This is a genomic window from Ectothiorhodospiraceae bacterium BW-2, from assembly GCA_008375315.1.
In the GTDB taxonomy this organism is placed as follows: Bacteria; Pseudomonadota; Gammaproteobacteria; order Thiohalomonadales; family Thiohalomonadaceae; genus BW-2.
Window position 1 is genome coordinate 1,367,343 of sequence record CP032507.1, and the last position, 20,899, is coordinate 1,388,241.

19 protein-coding genes are annotated in these 20,899 nt (G+C 55.3%); 6 read left to right on the top strand and 13 right to left on the bottom strand.

Annotated features, from left to right (window positions below; genetic code table 11):
- Positions 1-24: 24 nt before the first annotated feature.
- From D5085_06535 to potA, 7 genes are read right to left on the bottom strand one after another with little or no spacing between them, the layout of a single operon-like run.
- Positions 25-1,725: a glutamine--tRNA ligase/YqeY domain fusion protein gene (locus D5085_06535; protein ID QEP42813.1), complete on the bottom strand. Its 1,701-nt coding sequence runs from the start codon at positions 1,723-1,725 to the stop codon at positions 25-27.
- 45 nt (positions 1,726-1,770) lie between these two features.
- On the bottom strand, positions 1,771-2,538 hold the full coding sequence (locus D5085_06540; protein QEP42814.1) for a 3-deoxy-manno-octulosonate cytidylyltransferase: 768 nt from the start codon (positions 2,536-2,538) through the stop codon (positions 1,771-1,773).
- A gap of 3 nt (positions 2,539-2,541) precedes the next feature.
- Complete coding sequence (locus D5085_06545; GenBank protein QEP42815.1) at positions 2,542-2,724, bottom strand: Trm112 family protein; 183 nt, start codon at positions 2,722-2,724, stop codon at positions 2,542-2,544.
- Positions 2,725-2,728: 4 nt separating this feature from the next.
- Positions 2,729-3,709, bottom strand: coding sequence for a tetraacyldisaccharide 4'-kinase (locus tag D5085_06550; protein ID QEP42816.1), 981 nt, complete (start codon positions 3,707-3,709; stop codon positions 2,729-2,731).
- Positions 3,710-3,722: 13 nt separating this feature from the next.
- On the bottom strand, positions 3,723-4,496 hold the full coding sequence (gene potC / locus D5085_06555; GenBank protein ID QEP42817.1) for a spermidine/putrescine ABC transporter permease PotC: 774 nt from the start codon (positions 4,494-4,496) through the stop codon (positions 3,723-3,725).
- Entirely contained in the window at positions 4,480-5,343 is an 864-nt protein-coding gene (potB, locus tag D5085_06560; GenBank protein QEP42818.1) for a spermidine/putrescine ABC transporter permease PotB, read from the bottom strand. The genes potC and potB overlap by 17 nt, the downstream gene beginning before the upstream one ends.
- Positions 5,333-6,427 carry a spermidine/putrescine ABC transporter ATP-binding protein PotA gene (gene potA / locus D5085_06565; GenBank protein ID QEP42819.1) on the bottom strand — a complete coding sequence of 365 codons (1,095 nt, stop codon included), beginning with the start codon at positions 6,425-6,427 and terminating at the stop codon, positions 5,333-5,335. Before potA ends, potB begins: the two co-directional genes overlap by 11 nt.
- Before the next feature lie 133 nt (positions 6,428-6,560).
- On the opposite strand from potA, the gene D5085_06570 reads away from it, so the two are divergent.
- The 5 genes from D5085_06570 to D5085_06590 all read left to right on the top strand — a co-directional run bounded on the left by D5085_06570 (position 6,561) and on the right by D5085_06590 (position 13,298).
- Positions 6,561-6,842, top strand: coding sequence for a competence protein ComFB (locus D5085_06570; GenBank protein QEP42820.1), 282 nt, complete (start codon positions 6,561-6,563; stop codon positions 6,840-6,842).
- The gene (apaG, locus tag D5085_06575) at positions 6,839-7,228 is read left to right on the top strand and encodes a Co2+/Mg2+ efflux protein ApaG (protein QEP42821.1); all 390 of its coding nucleotides are present in this window, start codon (positions 6,839-6,841) and stop codon (positions 7,226-7,228) included. Before D5085_06570 ends, apaG begins: the two co-directional genes overlap by 4 nt.
- A gap of 32 nt (positions 7,229-7,260) precedes the next feature.
- A complete protein-coding gene (locus tag D5085_06580; GenBank protein ID QEP42822.1) occupies positions 7,261-8,115 on the top strand; it encodes a symmetrical bis(5'-nucleosyl)-tetraphosphatase in 855 nt (284 codons plus the stop codon).
- Between the two features lie 152 nt (positions 8,116-8,267).
- Positions 8,268-10,100, top strand: a complete 1,833-nt coding sequence (rpoD, locus tag D5085_06585; GenBank protein QEP42823.1) for an RNA polymerase sigma factor RpoD — start codon at positions 8,268-8,270, stop codon at positions 10,098-10,100.
- Between the two features lie 393 nt (positions 10,101-10,493).
- Positions 10,494-13,298 carry an Rne/Rng family ribonuclease gene (locus D5085_06590; GenBank protein ID QEP42824.1) on the top strand — a complete coding sequence of 935 codons (2,805 nt, stop codon included), beginning with the start codon at positions 10,494-10,496 and terminating at the stop codon, positions 13,296-13,298.
- An 82-nt stretch (positions 13,299-13,380) separates the two neighbouring features.
- Here the strand turns inward: D5085_06590 and D5085_06595 are convergent, their stop codons facing one another.
- Genes D5085_06595 through prfA form a run of 6 tightly spaced genes read right to left on the bottom strand, consistent with a single transcriptional unit; the run spans position 13,381 to position 19,905 of the window.
- Positions 13,381-16,470 (bottom strand): response regulator, encoded by a 3,090-nt coding sequence (locus D5085_06595; GenBank protein ID QEP42825.1) that lies wholly within the window; start codon positions 16,468-16,470, stop codon positions 13,381-13,383.
- Positions 16,463-16,747: a hypothetical protein gene (locus D5085_06600; GenBank protein ID QEP42826.1), complete on the bottom strand. Its 285-nt coding sequence runs from the start codon at positions 16,745-16,747 to the stop codon at positions 16,463-16,465. Before D5085_06600 ends, D5085_06595 begins: the two co-directional genes overlap by 8 nt.
- Before the next feature lie 26 nt (positions 16,748-16,773).
- Positions 16,774-17,520, bottom strand: a complete 747-nt coding sequence (gene moeB, locus D5085_06605; protein ID QEP42827.1) for a molybdopterin-synthase adenylyltransferase MoeB — start codon at positions 17,518-17,520, stop codon at positions 16,774-16,776.
- An 11-nt stretch (positions 17,521-17,531) separates the two neighbouring features.
- The gene (locus D5085_06610; protein QEP42828.1) at positions 17,532-17,933 is read right to left on the bottom strand and encodes a hypothetical protein; all 402 of its coding nucleotides are present in this window, start codon (positions 17,931-17,933) and stop codon (positions 17,532-17,534) included.
- The gene (gene prmC / locus D5085_06615; GenBank protein QEP42829.1) at positions 17,920-18,795 is read right to left on the bottom strand and encodes a peptide chain release factor N(5)-glutamine methyltransferase; all 876 of its coding nucleotides are present in this window, start codon (positions 18,793-18,795) and stop codon (positions 17,920-17,922) included. Before prmC ends, D5085_06610 begins: the two co-directional genes overlap by 14 nt.
- 24 nt (positions 18,796-18,819) lie before the next feature.
- Entirely contained in the window at positions 18,820-19,905 is a 1,086-nt protein-coding gene (gene prfA / locus D5085_06620; protein ID QEP42830.1) for a peptide chain release factor 1, read from the bottom strand.
- 118 nt (positions 19,906-20,023) lie between these two features.
- Between prfA and D5085_06625 the strand changes: the two genes are divergently transcribed.
- A complete protein-coding gene (locus D5085_06625) occupies positions 20,024-20,755 on the top strand; it encodes a YggS family pyridoxal phosphate-dependent enzyme (protein ID QEP42831.1) in 732 nt (243 codons plus the stop codon).
- Positions 20,756-20,899: the final 144 nt, after the last annotated feature.

The following is a 20,899-nucleotide window of genomic DNA, read 5'->3' on the forward strand; positions in this document are numbered from 1 at the left end:
TTAACTCCATAAAAATGTAACGACCTACCCCAATGAAGGTTCCCCAACACCACTCATCTTCGCCCACGAATCACGCAGCGTCACGGTACGGTTCCAGACCTGCCGTTCGTTATGACGACTATCGCGGCAGAAGTAACCCTCGCGCTCAAACTGAACCACCTCGCCGATAGAGAGCTCTGCTAGAGAGGGCTCTAGGTAGCATGAGGCTAATTTTTGTAGTGAATCGGGATTAATCGCATCGAGAAAGCTCCCCCCCTCAGCCACCTGATCGGGATTAGGTCGGGCAAAGAGGCGATCATAGAGCCGCACCTCCGCCGTCACGGCATGCGCTACCGAGACCCAGTGGATCACCCCCGCGACCTTTCGATCCGCTGGGTTTTTACCTAAAGTCGCAGGATCGTAGCGACAGCGCAGCTCAATAATCTCGCCATGCTCATCTTTTATCACCTCATCACAGCAGATGACATAGCCGTAACGGAGCCGTACCTCGCCGCCGCTGACAAGTCGCTTGAACTTTTTGTTCGGTTTGACCTCCATAAAGTCCTCGCGATCAATCCATATTTCACGCCCCCACGGAATCTGCCGACTCCCTAGCGCCTCGTTTTGGGGGTGGTTAGCGGCCGTTAGCCACTCCACCTCGCCGTCGGGATAGTTCGTCAGCACCAGCTTGAGCGGCTTTAAGACCGCCATCCGTCTTGGGGCGATCGGATTGAGATCATCGCGCAAGGTACTCTCCAGTAGCTCCATCTCGACCGAATTATCGGCCTTAGCCACCCCGATGCGGTCACAAAAGGTGCGAATGGAGCTTGGGGTATAGCCACGACGACGCAGACCGGCTAGTGTCGGCATACGGGGATCACTCCAGCCATCGACATGACCCTCGCTCACCAGTTGGGTCAACTTGCGTTTGCTAACCACGGTATATTGCAGATTAAGGCGGGCGAACTCAATTTGACGCGGGTGGCAGGGCACCGTGATGTGATTGAGCACCCAGTCGTAGAGCGGGCGGTGATCTTCAAACTCCAGCGTGCAGAGCGAGTGGGTCACCCCCTCTAAGGCATCCGAAATGGGGTGGGTATAGTCGTACATCGGATAGAGACACCACTCACTACCAGTCTGATGGTGAATGACCCCGTGACGAATCCGATAGAGGGTCGGATCTCGTAGATTGATATTGGGGGAGGCCATATCAATTTTAGCCCGCAAGACGCGGCTGCCATCCGCAAAGGCACCGGCTCGCATCTGCTCAAACAGCGCTCTGTTCTCTGCCACAGAGCGGTCGCGATAGGGGCTATTTTGGCCCGGCTCGGTTAGGGTGCCCCGATAGTGGCGCATCTGCTCCCCCGTCTGATCACAGACATAGGCGAGCCCCTTATCGATAAGCTCCAGTGCAAATTGATAGAGCTGTTCAAAGTAGTTGGAGGCATAGTAGCGGTGCTCGCCCCACTCAAAGCCGAGCCAGCGAATATCCTCCTGAATCGATTCGACAAACTCCTGATCCTCTTTGGCTGGATTGGTATCATCGAAGCGCAGGTTACACTGCCCTTGGTAGTCGCGGGCGATACCAAAGTTAAGACAGATCGATTTAGCGTGGCCAATATGGAGGTAGCCATTGGGCTCCGGCGGGAAGCGGGTAACAATCTGCTGATGCCTCCCCTGTGCTAGATCGTTATCGATAATTTGGCGAATAAAGTTCCGCGCCACCACAGTGTCAGTTGAGTTCATCTGTTTCGATTCCAGAGTCGTGTGTTAAAAAAAATAGGGGGGGGGTTAGCTTCGTGCCACCACTCGTCGTACCTGCTCTAAATCGGCTTCGGTATCGACCCCCGGCGGTGGCGCTTCGATCGCTTTAGTGACCGCAATCTGCTCACCGTGCCATAAAATGCGTAACTGTTCTAACGCTTCAGCCTGCTCAATCGCCGCCGGTGAGAGCGCAGAGAAGCGCTTCAAAAAGCCGACTCGGTAGGCGTAAATGCCTAAGTGGCGCAGGTGGGGTAGCGCGGTATCGGGCTTCACGCCGTTGGCGGCAAAGGCCTCTCGCCGCCACGGCACCACCGCTCGGCTAAAGTAGAGCGCCATACCATCGCCACGGACTACCACCTTAACCACATTGGGATCTTGTAGCTCCCCGGCGGTAACGATGGGGGTGGCCAGCGTCGCCACCACCGCCCCACTCTGACGATGGAGCAGCTCGGCGCACTGGCGAATGAGCGCCGGAGGAATGAGTGGCTCATCTCCCTGCACATTGACCACAATCGCATTATCTCGTAGCTGTAACTTTTTTGCCGCCTCAGCGATACGATCCGTGCCACTTTGGTGTTTCACAGAGGTCATCACCACGGTGGCGCCTAAAATTCGCATGGCGGCACCAATCCTATCATCATCGGTAGCGATCGCGACCGAGGTGGCACCACTAGCGATCGCCTGACGATAGACTCGCTCCAGCATCGTCTGGCCACCGATATCGAGTAGCGGCTTGCCCGGCAGACGGCTAGAGAGATATCGTGCCGGAATAATAACCCGAAAGGGGATCTTCAAAGGCTACGCCACCTCTTCATCGGCGGGGAGCTGCCGCGCCTCATCGACTAGCATAACCGGAATGTCGTCCCGAATCGGATAGGCGAGTCGATCGACTTTACAGATCAGCTCCTGCGCCCTTTTTTGATAGCTTAACTTCCCCTTACAGATAGGGCAGACTAAAATCTCTAACAGCTTCATATCCACAACCTCACCTCCGTACACGCGCTAGTTGTTGCTTTAACGCCTCCCAAAATGGCTCGGGTAACGCCGACTCTAGCGCCACTACCCACCAGTTATCAGAGGCAAAGGAGCGACATTTTACGCCATCTTTAGCGGTCATTAATACCGGCAACGAGTCATTAAATGCCAAATCGTCCTCAATAAAGGGGTGGTGGTCGGCAAAGGGGTGCGACTCGACGATCAGGCCCGCCTCCTCAAGCGCGACAAAAAAGCGCTGCGGATAGCCGATAGCCGCCACAGCGTGTACCCGTCGCCGCCTAAAGGCGGCGAGCGTTCGAGTCTCGCCACTGACTAAATTCACCACATCGGCCAAACCCGACACCATCGGCCACTCCCCCGCCGCCGCCGCCCCTCGGTGACAGATCACCATATCGGCCTCTTTTAGCCGCGCGGGGGGCTCCCGTAGCGGCCCGACCGGCAACAGATGGCCATTACCGAACCGGCGTTCGCCATCCACCACCACGAGCTCCATATCACGAGGGAGTCGATAGTGCTGTAGGCCATCATCGCTAATGACTAGATCAACCTCAAAATGGCGCCATAGGTAGAGAGCCGCCTGTCGTCGATCTCTCCCCACCACTAGCGGCACAGCGCATAATTCGGCCAGCAGCCGCGGCTCGTCGCCGACCAGAGCCGGATCGGAGTCGGCACTCACCCGCTGGATAGCCTCGCCCCCCTTGCCACCATAACCACGACTGACGATACCCACCCGCCAGCCCGACTGGGTAAGCTTCTGTACTAACTGGGCGACCAGTGGGGTTTTGCCACTCCCCCCCACGCTGATATTACCTACAATGATCACCGGCAGCGGTAGGGGGGCCGAGGGCCGAAAGCGGTAGTAGCAGCGCCGTATCGCCACCAGTATTCGAAACAGCCACGACAGTGGTAACAGCGGCCACAGTAGCGGGTGGAGCGAGGAGCGATACCATAACCGCTCTATTCGGATCACCCTCGCCCCCCCATTACGCTCTACGATAGAGGCGTAACAGTAGCTGCGCGACGATAACTAAAATCACCGAGGCGAGCAGCAGCAGGGTGGAGATAGCGTTAACCTCCGGCGACACCCCCACCTTGACCATAGAATAGACCTTCAGTGGCAGAATCTCATACCCAGGCCCGGTGACAAAGGAGCTGACAATGACATCATCCATCGACAGCGTAAAGGCGAGTAGCCAACCGGAGGCGAGTGCCGGTAGTAACAGTGGCAGAATAATTCGCCCTAAAATAGTCGTCTCGGCCGCCCCCAAATCTCGCGCCGCCTCAATGAGAGCCGGATCGAATCCCTGTAGTCGAGCGTAGAGAGTCACCGCGACAAAGGGGAGCGAGAAGGTGGTGTGGGCGATGAGCAGTGACCAAAAACCGAGTTCAATTTCTAGCAGCATAAAGATCGCCAAAAAGGAGATCGCCATCACAATATCGGGGGTAACGAGCAATATAAACAGCGTCCCCGTCACCCCCCGCTCCCCCCAAAAGCGGTAACGATAGAGCAAAATCGCCGTTAGCAACCCAATCAAGGTCGCTAGCGAGGCCGACAGTGAGGCGATCGTCAATGAGTTGAGCGTCGCCTGCAGTAGGGCATCGTTCTCCCACAGCTTCTGGTACCACTTCCAACTAAACCCTTGCCAGCTAAAGCCGTAGCGGGAGCTATTAAATGAGTTAATCATGAGCAGCGCAATCGGCAGATAGAGGATAAAAAAGAGCCCACTCGCCCACCCTATCCTAAAAATGGCCACTATCGAGCCCCCCTTTCGTCCGACTGTAACGCACCGCCCGCCAGTAGAGCCATAACATCCCCCCCAGCATCACCATCAGCGCCACACTAAGCGCACTGCCTAACGGCCAGTCGTTACTAGAGAGAAACTGATTTTTAATCACACTCCCTAGCAACATATTTTTAGCTCCCCCCAACAGATCAGCGATATAGAACATTCCCATCGCCGGCAGAAAGACCATGAGCGATCCGGCGATAATCCCCGGCAGCGTCAGCGGTAGGGTAATCCGCCACAGCCGCTGTAGCGCGTTAGCCCCTAAGTCGCGTCCAGCCTCCAACAGTCGCGGATCGAGTCGCTCAAGCGAGGCGTAGAGCGGCAGCACCATAAAGGGGAACAGCACATAGACCAGCCCAAAAACGACCGCAAACTCGGTATAGAGTAGATTTAACGGCTGTTCAATTAACCCTAAATCGAGCAATGTCGTATTAATTAACCCGCGAGTGCCTAAAATCGACTTAATCGCATAGACCCTCACTAAAGAGTTCGTCCAAAAGGGCAAAATCAGCAGCAAGAGCAGCCATAGCTGCCAGCGCCGCCCCGCTCGCGCCATCACCACCGCCAGAGGATAGCCTAGCAGCAGCGCAATCACCGTTGCCATTGCCGCCAGCTTGAGCGAGTGGAGTAGAATCTCCCAATAGATTGGATCAAACAGCCGCCGATACGCCTCTAGCGTCGGCGGCCACGCGACAAAGCTCTCCACCGAACGGTTAAGCAGACTACTACCGATAACCAGTAGGTTAGGGAGCAGCGCAAATAGCACTAACCAGCCGACCACCAGCGTTAGCGTCACACCACGAAAACTAACTCTCATCGATCAGAACCACCTCCCACCCCGGCACCCAATTGACCGCCACCGGCTGATTGAGCCGATAGTCGAAATCGGGATCCTCCTCATCAAAAAACTCTGAGGCGGTAATTTCAGTCCCAGAGGCGAGGCGAATGAGCGAATCGAGCGTCTTACCACGGTAGTTTCGCTCCACTATCGTACCGCTCAGATAGAGCCCCTCCCCCTGATACTCCTCTATCGTCTCAATACGCAGATCTTCGGGGCGCAACAGCACCTCCACCCGCGCCCCCGAGCTAAGCTTGTGAGGGCTCTGCAGCGGCCACACCTGCCCCTCAATAGAGGCGAGATAGCCACCCGCTATCGGTTCGAGAATCGTAGCCGGCAGCAGATTGCTCTCACCGATAAAACCGGCCACAAAGCGGTTAAGCGGGGTTTCGTAGATCTCACGCGGGGTGCCGCTCTGCTCGATCCGCCCCTCTCGCATCACCACGATGCGATCTGACATCGACAGCGCCTCCTCCTGATCATGGGTCACAAACAAAAAGGTAATCCCCAGTTTACGCTGTAGCTGTTTTAGCTCAATCTGCATCTGCTGCCGCAGTTTATGATCAAGCGCACTTAACGACTCATCGAGTAGCAGCATCGCGGGGCGATTAACCACCGCCCTAGCGATTGCCACCCGCTGCTGCTGCCCCCCCGATAGCTGATGGGGATGCCGCTGCGCCATCTGCTCTAGCCGCACCAGCGCCAGCGCCTCCTCCACTCTAGCTTGGCGCTCCGCCGCTGCCACGCCGGCCATCTTAAGCCCAAAGGCGACATTGTCAAAGAGGGTCATATGGGGGAAGAGCGCATAACTTTGAAAGACGGTATTAAATGGCCGATGCTCAGCGGCTAGCATCGTCACCGACTCTCCTCGTAACCGTATCTCGCCCCCATCGGCCCTCTCTAGCCCCGCGATTAGGCGTAAAATCGTGGTTTTACCGCAACCGGAGGGGCCGAGCAGGGTTAAAAACTCCCCCTGATCAACCGTTAAAGAGAAGTCACTCACCACAGTGTGGCGACCATAGCGCTTAGTCAATCGTTCAAGTTGCAAAAAAGCGGCGTCCACCCGGCTCCCCTTGGTCGTTAATTTAAAGGCGCATACTTTATGCCATTCCCCCCCTAAGCGGCAACAAGGCGCTGGCAGAGAGTGATAAATAGCATTACTATGGCGCAACTGTTTACCTCTGGAGGAGTTTGCGATGAATTTTGATGAAATTCACAACTACTATGAGCAGCTGGTGATCAACTATCTAGTTGAGACTGCCATTCAAGAGCACCAGCTTACCGACTCAGATTTGATAGTCGATGTTGCCTGTATTGCCCTTAACCGTCTGCCGGCGCGCTATATTCGCCACGATGTCGATATGGCCTTTTTTCTGACTAGCCACGAACGGCTACAGATGCAGCATCGGGTCATTCAGGAGATTAAAACGGCCATCACACAGGTCAAGGCGCGTCACGCAGAGGATGACCTCGTATGAGTCCTCAGCAGCACCCCATTAACCACATCGATATTAAAGTCTCCACTCACTATTTAGCCGAACAGTCCGATCCTGCCAATATGCAATATGTCTTCAGCTATACCATTACCCTCACCAATCGGGGCACTATCGCCGCCCAGCTCTTAAGCCGCCACTGGCGTATTACCGATGGCAATAACCAGCTACAGGAGGTCTTTGGCGAGGGGGTTGTCGGCGAGCAGCCCTATCTCCAGCCGAAAGAGAGCTACCAATATACTAGCGGGGCGATATTAGAGACCCCCTACGGTACCATGGAGGGGAGCTATCAGATGATTAACGATCTACAGCAGCGTTTTGATGCCCCAATTGCGATGTTTGCCCTTAGCTGCCCCAACCTACTCCATTAACTTACCCGACACGAAGAAGATTAACCCCGACGATGGCCATCTACGCTATTGGCGATATCCAAGGCTGCTACAATGAGCTCAACCGACTCTTAGAGCAGCTAAAATTTGACCAAGCGGCCGACACCCTCTGGTTTGCCGGCGACTTGGTTAATCGCGGCCCCGATTCGCTGCAAGTACTGCGCCTAGTCCACTCACTAGGAGAGGCCGCGGTCACAGTGCTCGGCAACCACGACTTCCACCTACTCGCGCAGTGGCAACAGGTGACAGAGCAGTTCACCCCCTCCCCCTTACTCCAAGCGGTGCTTGAGGCTCCCGACTGCGAGCTGCTGCTACAGTGGCTACGCCGCCGCCCCCTGCTCCACCACGATGCCAGACTCGGCTATACCCTCGTCCACGCCGGCCTAGCACCGCCGTGGAGTCTTGACCGAGCCGCCGCGCTCGCACAGGAGGTAGCGCAGCAGCTTCGTTCAGATAGTTTCGCCGATCTGCTGCACCACCTCTACGGCAACGAGCCGCGCTACTGGAGCGAGAGTCTCAGCGGCTGGGAGCGACTCCGATTTATCGTCAATGCGCTGACCCGAATCCGTTTTTGCGATCATCAAGGGGGGCTCGATTTTAAACAAAAAGTCGGCATTAGGAGCCACCATCCCGATCTTCTCCCTTGGTTTAGCCACCCGCAGCGCCGCTCTGCAACAGAGAGAGTTATCTTTGGCCACTGGTCAACCCTTAAACTCTATCGTCACCATCATGTCTATGGTATCGATACCGGCTGCCTCTGGGGAGGGGAGCTAACCGCCATGCGACTCGATACACCGCAACCCCAATTTATCCGGCTACAGTGCCAAGGCGCAGTCAATCCTAGCAACTATCTACCCGATAGCTCTTGAAAAGCGAAGCACTGCCCCCAAAACTGGTCAGTTCTGAAAAAAAGTTGTCCCGCCCCGACATCAGCGCACTATTTCCGCTATAATCTCGCGGTTCTGCTTCGCGCACAATAGAGACCCATTTTTCTGACCCCCACCTGTGAGAGTTGTATTGAATGCTGGAACAACAGACCTCCCAAATCAAGCTTCTTATTGCCCGCGGCAAAGAGCAGGGCTATCTCACCTACTCTGAAGTTAACGATCACCTCCCCGGTGATATCGTTGAACCGGAACAGATTGAAGATATTATCGGCATGATTAACGACATGGGCATTACTGTCCATGAGGTCGCCCCCGATGCTGACAGCCTGATTCTGGCCGACAACTCGGTTAACGATGACGACGACGCAGCAGAAGAGGCTGCCGCCGCCCTCGCCGCCGTTGACAGCGAGTTCGGTCGCACCACCGATCCGGTACGAATGTATATGCGTGAAATGGGCGCCGTTGAACTATTGACCCGTGAAGGGGAGATAGCCATCGCTAAGCGCATCGAAGAGGGGACTCGCCAAGTCCATATCGCCCTCAGCAGCCAACCTATCTGTATTGCTGAACTGATTAAGCTCTACCAGACACTCGAACCGGGAGATAACAAGGTACTCGATCTCATCTCCGGTTTTACCACCTTGCAACTAGAGGAGGAGGCAATCGAAGAGAGCGACTCAGAAGAGAGTAGCAACGACAAAAAGGGAGCGCTTGAGGTCGAAGAGGATGACGATAGCGCTATCAAAGAGGCGGCTCTCGATCTACATGAAGTGCACCAAAAGATGGTCGCGCTAGAGGCTATCTATAGCCGCCTCATGGAGGAGTGCAAAAAGAGTGCCGTCAGCGGCCAACGACCAGAAGCGATGCTGCGCCAACTGAGTGAGCAGTTTCTGGAGCTAAAACTCACTCCCCGCGTGATCGATACCCTGATTAACCTAGTTCGCACCAACATTAACAATATCCGCACCGTAGAGCGCAAGATTATGGCCATTTGCGTCAATCAGGGCGGTATGCGCAAACAGCACTTTGTCAACGCCTTTACCAACAACGAGACCAACCTCGACTGGTTCGATGCCCTGTTAGCGGCAAATGAGACCTATCGCACTCGTCTCGAACCGCAGCGCGACAATATCGTTATGCTACAAGAGAAGCTGCGCGGTATGGAGAAGAACTGCGGCATGACCATTAACCATGTTAAAGAGATTAACCGTCAGATGTCGATAGGTGAGGCGAAGGCGCGGCGAGCTAAAAAAGAGATGATCGAAGCCAATCTGCGGCTGGTGATCTCAATCGCCAAAAAGTACACCAACCGCGGACTACAGTTTCTCGACCTCATTCAGGAGGGTAACATCGGCCTGATGAAGGCGGTCGATAAGTTTGAGTATCGTCGCGGCTACAAATTCTCCACCTACGCCACCTGGTGGATTCGTCAAGCGATTACCCGCTCGATTGCCGATCAGGCGCGCACCATTCGGATTCCGGTCCACATGATTGAGACGATTAATAAACTCAACCGTATCTCCCGTCAGATGTTGCAGGAGATGGGTCGTGAACCGACGCCAGAGGAGTTGGCGGTTAGAATGGATATACCAGAGGATAAGATTCGCAAGGTGCTCAAAATCGCCAAAGAGCCGATCTCAATGGAGACCCCAATAGGCGATGATGAAGATTCACATCTAGGCGACTTTATCGAGGATAATAACGCCCTCTCCCCCATTGATGCGGCAACGATTGAGGGGCTAAAAGAGAGCACCCAATTGGTGCTTGAGGGGCTAACGGCCAGAGAGTCAAAGGTACTGAGAATGCGCTTTGGCATCGATATGAACACCGACCACACCCTCGAAGAGGTCGGCAAACAGTTTGATGTCACCCGGGAGCGGATTCGCCAAATTGAGGCCAAAGCGCTGCGCAAACTGCGCCATCCGAGTCGGGCGGAGCACCTGAGAACCTTTCTCGATCAAGATTAGTCACCAAAATTGATCTATCCCGACCATTGAACCTTGCCGTCACTGCTGGTATATTCCAGCCACAGCAGTGACGGCTGCCAACGCTTGCTAAAAGTTGAACCACTTGGTAGGTCGGCGCTCTGTATTGAACGAATTTGCCCGGATCGGACTATCCTCCGATCTTGGTGTGGGATTAACCGGCAGTCACGATAGTTGAGTGACGCCCTATGTTACAGTTTCCCATACCACCTCACGCCGTGATGGATAACAAAGCTCAGGCTGGTCGGTGACTCAAGTTAAGCCCGGTTTTCATTTAAAACTCGCCTGAGCGGCTGATTGCCGCAAACCCAATCTAACCGCCCGCTTTTTATCCATCACCGCCGATGTTGGTGTGGAGACTGATGGAAATAACCAATGAAAAAAATGCTTTTTAACGCAACTCAACCGGAAGAGTTACGCTTAGCGCTGGTCGATGGCCAGCGGCTCTACGATCTGGATATCGAAAGCTCCTCTTCTGAGCAGAAAAAATCCAATATCTATAAAGGGAAGATTACCCGCATTGAGTCGAGCCTTGAGGCCGCCTTCGTTGACTATGGCGCCGAACGCCACGGCTTTCTGCCGCTAAAGGAGATATCTCGCAGCTACTTTAGTTCCGATATGAAACCGGGTAGCCGCATCGATATCAAAGAGGTGATGCGAGAGGGCACCGAGGTGCTCATTCAGGTTAAAAAGGAGGAGCGTGGCAACAAAGGCGCTGCGCTGACAACCTTTTTAAGTCTCGCCGGTCGCTATCTAGTGCTGATGCCCAATAATCCTCGTGCGGGCGGTGTTTCACGCCGCATTGAGGGCGATGAGCGGGGAGAGATTCGCTCCATTATGGGGCAGTTACAGATCCCCGATGATATGGGCGTCATCGTCCGCACTGCGGGCGTGGGTAAAAATATTGAAGATCTACAGTGGGATCTCGACTACCTGCTACAGCTCTACCAGGCCATTATCGATGCTAGCGAGCGCGAAAAGGCTCCCGCCCTTATCTTTCAGGAGGGCAATGTTATCCTTAGAGCGATTCGTGACTATCTGCGCAACGATATTAATGAGGTCATTATCGACCAAAAGCAGATGTTTATCGAAGCGCAAGAGTTCATGCAGCGGGTGATGCCAAAAAATTTGAATAAAATCAAATTTTATGACGACCCCATCCCCCTCTTTACCCGTTACCAGATCGAATCGCAGATCGAAACGGCATTTATGCGCGAACTGACCCTCCCCTCCGGCGGGGCGATTGTGATAGATCACACAGAGGCACTCGTCTCCATCGACATCAACTCGGCCCGCTCCACTCGCGGTAGCGATATTGAGGAGACCGCCCTAACGACCAATCTGGAGGCGGCAGAGGAGATCGCCCGCCAACTACGGCTACGAGACATTGGCGGTCTGATTGTCATCGACTTTATCGATATGACCCCTACCCGCAACCAACGCGAGGTCGAGAATAGACTACGCGACTGCCTTAAGCTCGATCGTGCTCGGGTACAGGTCGGACGGATCTCCCGCTTCGGACTGTTAGAGATGTCACGACAGCGCATTCGCACCTCCCTAGGCGACTCTAGCTCCATCACCTGCCCACGCTGTAGTGGCCAAGGCACCATCCGTACCACCAAATCGCTAGCCTTATCGATTCTGCGTCTGATTGAGGAGGAGGCGAATAAAGAGAAGACTGGTGAGATTCAGGCGCAGCTACCGATTTCGGTCGCTACCTATCTACTTAATGAGAAGCGCTATGCCATTAGCGAGATCGAGCGCCGGCTCGGGATCCGTATTGTCCTGATCCCCAACTCCCATCTCGACACCCCTAGCTATGAACTGAATCGTATTCGCCACCGCGACATCTCCGCTCGGGAGGAGGATGACGCTAGTTTCGATATGGTAGATGAGACGCTTACCAGCGCCTACGAACTCGACTATCAACAGCCACTCACCAGCCGCAGCCAACCGGCCCTCGCTCGCCTTCCCGATCCGCTTCGCCCACCCCCTTCGACACTGATAGGCGATGAGATCCCCCCCCAACCCGTCTCGACGAGTGGTCGCGAACAGCGAGGGGGCTTTTTACGCCGCCTAATGTCAACGCTGTTTATTAAAGACGATAACCCCACCACTGAGACAAACAAGCAGCCCCAAACCGCTCAAGAGGTCGCCGCCGCGCCAACACCTAGCAGCAGCCAAAACGGTACCAACGCCCAAAGTGACAACGGCAGCAGTAACAGCCGCAATCGTCGTCGCCGTAACAATCGCAAAAAATCGAACCGCGACAGTAGCAATGACAATAGCGCCGCCCTAGAGGGTAGTCGTGACAGCGACAGAGAGTCGGTCATAGAGGAGGAGACCCCCCCCCCAAAGCCGTCCGATAGCTCAAAAGCAGAGAAGCATAGCGCTCCTGCTAAGTCACATCCCAAAGAGCCCCCCCTTGAGAAGGCCGAGCCGAAGGAGGAGGAGAAGGAGAAGGAACCCCAAAACGGCTCAACCGACACGACAGAAGAGGGCAGCCATAACCGCCGCCGACGCGGAACCGGTCGCAAAGCTAGCGAAAAAAAGGCGCGTGAGGAGAGCGGACACAACACATCTGCCGCAGTCGCCGACATCTCGCCTCCCCAACAGAGAGCTGCGCCCACCGCAGCGGAAACTAGCGACACCGACCGCAATGAACCACCGACACCCGAGGTAGCCGAGGTAGCCGAGGTAGTCCTCTCCACCGAAGTGAAGAGTGAGAGTGAGAGTGAGAGTGAGAACGCCACCACGACGGTAGAGCCGCCGACACCACCGGAGAGCGAAGCGGCAACCACGACGGTAGAGCCGCCGACAGCCGTGGCCGACTATGAACCAGAACCAGAACCAGAACCAGAACCAGAACCAGAACCGGCCGCAACGACCCCTACCACTAGCGAACCCGAGATCGAACCCGAGATCGAACTAGCGCAACAGGCCCCAACAGAGGCACCCGCTGCGGTCGAAGAGGGCGAAGAGGAGGAGTCTTTTGAACGCAAAACAGCCCCCCGCAAACCACGCAGTCGGACTCTACGCAGCCGCAGCCGTAATCGCCGCACCAATCGCCCCCCCTCCGCCAACGGTGAATTAGCGTTTGTTCCCAATCCGGAGCCCGAAGCCGATATCGCCACGCCCCCCCTCCCCGCAGAGTCGATAGAGCCCCCAACCAAGGAGTAGGTAACCCCTCACCCCAACCCTCTCCCGCCGGGAGAGGGAGATTAAGGAGGGAGAGTGAATGGATTGAGGGGGTAACAAGGCCTTATTGAGCAAGCCATCGTCCCACTTCACTGCACCACTGTTCGGTCAGTCGCTGTAGCTGCCGTAGCTGCAGCGCCGCCTCAGCCCAGTGCTGCGCCTGCAACTGCTGCTGTAGCTCTTTAGCTCCAAGCAAAAGCGGCGGTGCGCCGGCGCGTTCGAGCAGTGCTATCAATAGCTGCATCCTCCCCTCAAGCAGCCTCGGCTCGACCTCTGCCGCAAGCAGGGGGTGTAGCTGCTGCAGTAGCAGAGGCAGCTCGCGCTGATATCGCACCATCACCGCCATCAACTCAGATCGCTCACAACTGCCAAAGCAGTACTCAAGACGACTCAACTCAAACAGCGGCATAACGGGACGAGGACTCCCCCCACTCTCGCCACTCTGCTCCCTCACGCCCTCGTCCGCTAGCTGCGGCTGCTGTAACCAACGCTCCAACATTAGCTGTAGCGAGTTAAGCTGAAGCGGTTTACTTAAGTAATCATCCATGCCGGCTTCCAGACAGCGCTCCCGATCACCACTCATCGCATTAGCAGTCATCGCCACAATGGGGATATCGTGACGACGCACGGGTGTCTCAGGGGCACGAATACGCTGCGTCGCCTCTAGGCCATCCATCACTGGCATATTGACATCCATGAGCACTAGGCCGTAGTCAAACTGCTGCAACTTTTGCAGCGCCGCAGCCCCCTCTGCGGCGATCTCGCACCGATAGCCGAGCTGTTTTAACATCTCCTCACCTACAAGCTGATTAACCCGATTATCATCGACGAGTAACAGCGGCAGCGCCCCCCGATCCGCTTGTTGTGACGAGTCGGCTATCTCATGCTGACGCAGAGAGGGCGCTTCATCGGATAAGCGTCGTAAAAAGTGGAGCAGATCAAACTGCGATACCGGTTTCGGTAACCAATCGACCGACGCCCAAGTGCCCCCCTCCCCAGCCGGTAATGGCTGCGGCAACTGGATTTTGCTTAAAATCAATAGGTGGGGAGCCGCCCCTTGCCACCAGCTCTGTGGCTGCAACAGCGGCGCAATATCGGCTTCGCTATCGATACTAACCATCACCAAATCGAGAGCCTCTGGTAGCTCTGTTTCGGTTAAACCTTGCCACCTCTCCCGATAGAAGCTACGAAAGTGCAGACGCAGCAACAGTTGCTGCAGCGCCTCAGCCGCAACGGCGTGCGGCTCACACAACAGTACGCTGTAGCGACTAAAGTCGGGTAGCGGTTTAGAGGGGGCGTTAACCACCGGATAGAGCGGCAGGGTAAACCAAAACCGACTCCCTCTCCCCTCCCGACTCTGCACCCCTATCTCCCCCCCCTGAAGCAGGACTAGCTGCCGACTAATCGCTAGCCCCAGTCCGGTACCGCCATACTCGCGGGTGGTAGAGTGCTCCGCTTGACTAAAGGCTTGAAATAGCTGCTTTAGCCTCCGCTCCGAAATACCTATACCGCTATCCTCTACGGTGCAGTAGAGCTGCGGCTCGCCATCAGAGCCAAGTGTTGGCTCTAACCGCACCACAATATCGCCCTGATGGGTAAATTTTATCGCATTACCAATGAGATTAACCAACACCTGCCGAGTCCGTACCGGATCGCCCTCAATCCACTCCGGCAGCTCTGGTGAGACCAGCATCACCAGCTCTAGCCCCTTTTCGAGGCTACGAACCGCCATCATCGCCACCAACTCATCGATAAAGTCACGCAGGTTGTAGCTCACCCGCTCAAGCTCCATCTTGCCGGCCTCAATTTTGGAAAAGTCGAGAATATCGTTAATAATATCTAGCAGCGACTTAGCACTCGACCAGGCGATACGCGCGTAGCGCTGCTGATGCTGATCGAGCTGGCTTTGCAGCAGCAGTTCCGCCATGCCGATCACGCCATTCATGGGGGTGCGAATCTCATGGCTCATATTGGCTAAAAACTCGCTTTTAGCCCGACTCGCTGCCTCTGCCTGAAGCGTCTGCTGCTCCAGTTTAGCGTTTAGCTCCTCGGCCTGCTCTAATGTCTGCCGCTGCTGCTGCTGTAGCTTAATTCGCTCGGTCACATCGAGAATGTAACCGTTCAGGGCGACCACTTCGCCGCTCTTGCTGCGAACCATATAGGTGAAGTCATCTACCCAAAAAAACTCTCCATTGCGACGCTGTAGCCGGTAACACTGCTGAAAGTGGGCCATACTAGGATCGGCAATATAGCCATCGATATCTTGCGCCACGGTCGGCAGATCATCGGGGTGAAGTAGTGCGGGGTAGCTGATAGCACCCGACATCAACTCCTCAGCACGATAGCCGAGCACCTTATCGACATTTTGTGACACATAGCGCACCGGCCACCCCTCTTGCGGTAGCCACTTAAAGACCACGGTGGGGCCGGCGACGAAGAGCTGCCGCTCCTCTTGCAACGCCTGCTCTGCTAGTTTACTGCGGCTAATATCGATATTCACCCCTACTAGCCGCTGCGCCCGCCCTAACTCATCACAGCGCACCGCAGCCATCGCGTGCAGGTAACGGATCTCCCCATCGGGGCGGATAATACGATACTCGATATCGAAGTTAGCTCCACTTTGAAGCGACTGGTACATCGCCTCGTCAGCGCGGGCAAAATCATCGGGGTGGATCGCCATCTGCCAAGTCTCTAGCGAGACGATTTTCGAGCAGTTTTGTACCCCGAACAGGCTAAACATCGACTCATCCCAAATCAGGCGATTGCGGGTAATATCGAAGTCCCATATCCCCACCATGGCGGTGCGGGTCGCTAACGAGAGCCGCTCAGAGAAGAGTGCTAAATCGTGCTCCTGCGCCTGCGTCTCAAGCAGACGCCGTTTACTATCTACCACCTGGCTGACCGCTTTAATCACCGTTCGGTATTGCAGCACGGCAAACATCGCGGTGACGATCAATCCCCCGCACAGGATTAACCAAGGGAGGTAGCTCTGCTGCTCTAATAGCGTTAGCGGCAGCAGAATATGGATGAGCGCATAGCCGATGGCGCTAAAGAGGCTGCCACTCATCGCCACCATAATGGCCATCCGTAGCGCATAGATGCGCTGTGGCATCGGCAACAACTGCGATGCAGTAGAGGCGGTAGGCCTACTCATTTAGCCACTTTTCAAGCGCGGTAATGATCGCTCTAGCCTGATCTCGGCTGGAGATATTGAACTTCGACTTCTGTTGATACTCGCCATTGCGTTTTTGGTAGCGGCGAATAGTATATTTATCGTCACTGTAGCACTCTTTGTTCTGGTTCCACTCCTGATAGCGATAGAGAATGGTTGACCACGCCCCCTTGCTCAATACCACCTTATCGAGCTCCTTTAGCGTCTCTAGCTCACCCTCTTTATAGCTGATGGTTAACTCATTAATCGTCTCTGCCATGGTTCATACTCCTTGTGTGTTTCGCTCTATTCTCCGCCACAGACTGGACAGTCCGGATCGGCTCGTAATCCTATCGTACGCCACTGCTGGTAGAGCAGATCGGCAATCAATAACCGCCCAACTAGCGGCTCCCCTGCCCCCGTTAACCACTTAATCGCCTCTAGCGCCTGCATCGCTCCAAAGATCCCAACCAGCGGGGCAACCACTCCGGTGGTCGCACAGCTCTGCTCCTCAATGGCTGCCTCATCAGGGTAGAGACAGCGATAGCACCCTGTGCCCCGATTATAATCGAACAGAGTTAACTGCGCCTCAAAGGCGGTTGCCGCCGCAGAGATCAGTGGTACTCTCAGGCGATAACAGCTACGATTAATGGCAAAGCGGGTGGCAAAGTTATCACTACAGTCGAGGATTAGCTGGTGGCCATTCAAGATGTCATCAAGCTCTTCGGCCGCTAGTCGGCGCTCAATAGTCGTACAGCTAAGCGCTGGCGCTAGCTGCCGCAGCCGCTCTGCTGCCACTTCGACCTTGTAACGACCACAGTCGCGGTCACGATAGAGCGGCTGCCTTTGTAAATTACTCAGCTCAATCGTGTCAAAATCGATCAGTGTCAGCGACCCCACGCCGGCGCTAGCGAGGTAGGTGGCAGCCGGCACCCCTAAGCCGCCGAGACCGACAAGCGCTACCTTAGCCCGCCCTAACCGTTGCTGTCCGTCGATGTCAATCTGCGGCAGCATAATCTGCCGACTGTAGCGCAACAGCTCGCTATCGTTCATGTCAAAGCGACTCAAAGATAGGTGCGCCAGTGCTCCGGCCGTTGATCGTGACAGCCGTGTTTTAGATGAGCATAGCGGTTGATAAAGACTTGGGTAGAGACATCCTGACACTTACCACCACAGAGAGCCTCACGCTCGTTACTCTCCAGATAGTGGTAGAGGGCGCGGCGCATCTTCTCCATCAGTGAGTTATCGAGGTGGTAGCCCAGCTCGGTCAGCGCCTGCTCCATGGTTGCGTAGCTTAGGCGGCGCAGATCATAGCCCACCACCATGACCAGCTCCGAGACTCTCTCGACCGTAATCACCCCGTCAATGCCCCGCAGCAGCTCCATCGCTCGACTGACCTGATCGTCCTGACGCAGGCGGTTAAAATGGATCTCGCGCTGTTTGATTCGATCCTCATCCCCACTCATCGCTCTCTCCCCTCGCTTGCCACTGGCCGAATGTCACCCGTACAATCCCCTGTAGATCGACGGCATGACCGATGTTAAAGAAGCCGCTATCGATAAACAGCCTCTTTACCGCTTCGGCCTGATTATACCCCTGTTCCACCAGTAGCCAACCTCCCGCAAGCAAATAGTCACCTGCTTGATCAATAATGTGCTTTAAATCGGCTAGCCCCGCCTCAGCGGCGACTAGCGCCCCTCGCGGCTCAAAACGGAGATCCCCCGCAGCTAACCACGGTGAGTCGGCGGCGAGATAGGGGGGGTTGGCCACGACCATATCGAAGCTCATTCCCCGCAGTGGCTCAAACCAGCTACCGTTGTGCCACGAGACCGACAAGCCATTCGCCATCCCGTTCTGTTTAGCGACCGCTAAAGTCGCCTCGGCAAGCTCTACGGCGTGAATGTCGCACTGTGGCCGCTCCTGCGCTAACGCTAGGGCAATCGCACCACTACCACAGCCTAAATCGACTACCCGCCGCTCCTGCGCTAGTGGCAGACGCAATAGCGCCTGCTCTAGCAGAGTTTCGGTCTCAGGACGCGGAATTAGGGTATCGCGATTGACGCTTAGGGTGAGTCTCCAAAAGTCGCGCCGACCAAGAATATAGGCCACCGGCACCCCCTGCTGTCGCTGCTGTAACCACTGGTGAAAGTGGCGCTGTTCAGTGGCCGTTAGTACCCTTTCGGGCCAGGTGTGCAAGTAGCTGCGATCTCTACCGAGTACCTCGGCTAGCAACAGCTCGGCCTCGAAACGGCCACGCTCACTCACACCTTGTAGCGTAGGTGCCGCCTGCTTTAGCACAGCGGCGATGGTAGGGGGCAGCTCAGCCATCTCTCACCGCAGACTCCCCGCCGGTTACGATTCGCTCAACGAGGCTAACAGCTCGGCTTGGTACTCATTGATAAGCGGTTCGATCACCATATCGAGCGTCCCCTGCATAAACTCATCTAGCTTATAGAGGGTTAGGTTAATCCGATGGTCGGTCACCCGCCCCTGCGGATAGTTATAGGTGCGAATCCGCTCAGAGCGATCACCGCTACCGACCTGTAGTTTACGATTTTGCGCCTGCTCCGAGACGAGCTTCTCCTGCTCTTTGCTCAACAGCTTCGCCTGTAGCACTGACATCGCTTTGGCGCGGTTTTTATGTTGTGAGCGCTCATCTTGGCACTCGACGACAATGCCGCTAGGAAGGTGGGTAATTCGAATTGCCGAGTCGGTCTTATTGACATGCTGTCCCCCCGCCCCCGATGAGCGAAAGGTATCGACTTTTAGATCGGCGCTATTGATATCGATCGCTTCAATATCATCGACCTCCGGCATAATCGCCACCGTACAGGCCGATGTGTGGATTCGCCCCTGCGATTCGGTCTCCGGTACCCGCTGCACCCGATGGGCCCCCGACTCAAATTTGAGCCTAGAGTAGGCCCCCTGACCGACCAGACGGGCGATCACCTCTTTATAGCCCCCATGTTCACCGTAGCTTTCGTTAATAATCTCCACCTGCCAGCGGCGCAGCTCGGCGTAACGGGCATACATTTTGAACAGATCACCGGCGAAGATAGCTGCCTCATCGCCTCCGGTTCCCGCCCGAACCTCCAGATAGATGTTTTTGTTATCGTTAGGGTCTTTAGGGAGCAGTAGCTTCTGTAGTTGCAGCGATAGCTCATCGCGCTGCTGTTTAGCCTGCGCTAGCTCCTCCTCTGCCATCTGTCGCAGCTCGGCCTCCTCCTCGCGCAACATCTCAGTGGCCGTAGCGCAATCCTCAAGCGCCCGCTGGTAGCTGTTAAAACAGTCAACGACCGGTTTTAGCTGCGCATACTCTTGCGATAGCTCACGAAAACGGTTCTGATCAGCGATAATCTCCGGCTCAGAGAGTAACGCGCTAATCTCTATAAAGCGTTCGGAGAGGGTCTCCAGTTTTTGCGCTATGGACGGTTTCACATAAACACCATTAAAATGTCGGTTAGTTATTACAGCCTGCGCCTTTAGAGGCAGGGGCGCTATCTTAGCATGATTGACCCGCTCAAGCAGAGCCTTCAGCCCAACAGAGGAGCAGTTTATGATCGCCACCCCCCCACAGCCCTTAACCGATATTCGTGAGCGTATCTCTGCCGCAGCCACCGCTGCTAACCGTTCGCCGACGACGATTGAGCTGATTGCTGTCAGTAAACGAAAACCGATTGACGCCATTATCGCCGCCTATGAGGCCGGCGTGCGCCATTTCGGTGAAAATCGTACCGAAGAGCTAGTTAAAAAGCGCGAAGCGCTACGCCATCTGCCCGAGATTCGATGGCACTTTATCGGCCAGTTACAGAGTCGTCAGAGCGAAGAGGTCGCCCGTTATGCCGACTATTTTCACGCGCTAGATCGCCTAAAGATTGCTACCCGACTTAACAGCCATCTCCAACGATTGGAGCGCCGGCTGCCGCTCTTCATCCAAATTAATATCTCCGGCGAGGTGAGTAAAAGCGGCCTACCTTGTCATCAGTGGCAACACAATCGTCAGCAGTGGCAACAGCTACAGCAGTTTATTGCCGCTTTAGCGCCACTCTCCCAGCTACAGCCGATGGGGCTCATGACGATGGCTCCTCTCCACGCTTCGCCGGCGGAGCTGCAACGACTGTTTCACTCCATGGCTGCGTTATCAGCGCAGTTACACCAACAGCAACCTGAGCTCAATATGCGCCACCTCTCGATGGGTATGAGTGGCGATTTTGAACTGGCGATTGCCGCCGGAGCAACTCATGTCCGAATTGGTAGTGCTATTTTTGGTTCCAGAACAGAGACATAGATAACAAGTCACTAGGTTGGCAAAAAAAATAGCCATGGAAGGTGATTTTTTTCTTGATTAGTTAGAATTTGCTAATATACTAATACCCATGTTGAGGCAGCGGCAATCACGCCAACGGTCTCTGGGTTGAATCTAAATTTTAGG

Coding starts and splice junctions, on each gene's coding strand:
- D5085_06600 (QEP42826.1), bottom strand. CDS start 16,747: ATGGCAGAGACGATTAATGAGTTAACCATCAGCTATAAAGAGGGTGAG.
- prmC (QEP42829.1), bottom strand. CDS start 18,795: ATGGCTGAGCTGCCCCCTACCATCGCCGCTGTGCTAAAGCAGGCGGCA.
- D5085_06595 (QEP42825.1), bottom strand. CDS start 16,470: ATGAGTAGGCCTACCGCCTCTACTGCATCGCAGTTGTTGCCGATGCCA.
- D5085_06610 (QEP42828.1), bottom strand. CDS start 17,933: ATGAGTGGGGATGAGGATCGAATCAAACAGCGCGAGATCCATTTTAAC.
- D5085_06580 (QEP42822.1), top strand. CDS start 7,261: ATGGCCATCTACGCTATTGGCGATATCCAAGGCTGCTACAATGAGCTC.
- D5085_06570 (QEP42820.1), top strand. CDS start 6,561: ATGAATTTTGATGAAATTCACAACTACTATGAGCAGCTGGTGATCAAC.
- apaG (QEP42821.1), top strand. CDS start 6,839: ATGAGTCCTCAGCAGCACCCCATTAACCACATCGATATTAAAGTCTCC.
- D5085_06590 (QEP42824.1), top strand. CDS start 10,494: ATGAAAAAAATGCTTTTTAACGCAACTCAACCGGAAGAGTTACGCTTA.
- D5085_06625 (QEP42831.1), top strand. CDS start 20,024: ATGATCGCCACCCCCCCACAGCCCTTAACCGATATTCGTGAGCGTATC.
- moeB (QEP42827.1), bottom strand. CDS start 17,520: ATGAACGATAGCGAGCTGTTGCGCTACAGTCGGCAGATTATGCTGCCG.
- rpoD (QEP42823.1), top strand. CDS start 8,268: ATGCTGGAACAACAGACCTCCCAAATCAAGCTTCTTATTGCCCGCGGC.
- potB (QEP42818.1), bottom strand. CDS start 5,343: ATGAGAGTTAGTTTTCGTGGTGTGACGCTAACGCTGGTGGTCGGCTGG.
- D5085_06535 (QEP42813.1), bottom strand. CDS start 1,725: ATGAACTCAACTGACACTGTGGTGGCGCGGAACTTTATTCGCCAAATT.